We start from the raw sequence: 1,151 nt of genomic DNA on the forward strand, positions 1-1,151 counted from the left end.
GGTAAGGCGCCCATCGCCGAGCCTACACGTGAAGTATGCCGATGAGCCAGAGAAGTTAAACGTTGAGATGAAGGACTTTCTGTCGCCCGTCGAAGGACGTTTGCCGAGCAACCGTGCGGACATCTACTTCAAGGAACTGGGTAACGAGTCGCCCATACTCGTCAAGCTGATGATGAAGACTATTTATCAAAATGATAAACGTGTATTCAAGCATATCGGCACCCAAATGTTCGGTATGAAATTCCTGCTTAGGGGATTGTATGCGCACAATGGCTTGCTATATTTTCATACCCGAATAGACAATATGACCAATATGCCGTACTCGGTGGACTTCGTTACGTTCAAGGTGGTGGATAAAAAGGTGGCGAAGCGCACCGCCATTCAGGAACAGGTGCTGCAACCACTCCGTGCCTATCATCAGGTGAATTACATCAAGGGAAGGCACACAGAAAGTTCGGTGTTCGCCTTGGAGCAGTTCTCGCTTTCAGAAGATAAGCAGCTTGAAGTGACGCTTTATGAGCATAATGGTGGACGAACGCTTACCTTCTATGTCGAGCCGCAAGATTTACTTTTGGCTCAGAAGATTGATAACCTCAAACTTAAATGGTAATGAAGAAGTATCTCTTTTTATTGGCTTGTGCGGTGGCAACGATGCTGCCGGCACAAGCGCAAAGACTGATTCCGAAGCAGAAAGGAATAGAAGTCATAGGCAGTCTGCCGATTATCAAGGGAGAAAAACTTTTTGCCAAGGGTAACTTCGGTCTGGGCTTGTCACTCACCCGTTACTTGAAGCGTGAGAACTATGCCTTTATGGGGATGGACTATGAGCAACAGAATATGCCGTATCGCAGCTATGATGTGAAACTCAAAGATGCCTTCGTGCATTTGGGCTATATGCAGCCTATTGTTTCTGATAATGGTAAAAATGTATTTGCCTATGCTGGAATATCCGCTTTGGGTGGCTATGAGGAACTTAACGAAGATAAGAAACTACTTCTTGATGGCGCAAAACTACTCGATGACTCTCACTTCGTCTATGGTGGAGCGGTGCATCTATCCATAGAATGTTTCTTATCGGACAATGTGCTGTTGCTACTCAAAGGACAGGGACGCATACTCTTTGGTACGGATGTTCATCATTTTCGCCCTGC

General features: G+C 46.0%; 2 protein-coding genes. Both read left to right on the plus strand.

Annotated elements, in window-relative coordinates; translation table 11 throughout:
* Nucleotides 1–610, plus strand: a 610-nt coding sequence (gene traN / locus HMPREF9304_RS08060) for a conjugative transposon protein TraN (RefSeq protein WP_036928129.1), incomplete at its 5' end; no start/stop codon positions are given.
* The coding region (locus tag HMPREF9304_RS08065; RefSeq protein WP_036928128.1) for a conjugal transfer protein TraO at nucleotides 604–1,151 on the plus strand (548 nt) is incomplete at its 3' end. The genes traN and HMPREF9304_RS08065, both read left to right, overlap by 7 nt.

Source organism: Hoylesella timonensis S9-PR14, from assembly GCF_000762405.1.
In the GTDB taxonomy this organism is placed as follows: domain Bacteria; phylum Bacteroidota; class Bacteroidia; order Bacteroidales; family Bacteroidaceae; genus Prevotella; species Prevotella timonensis_A.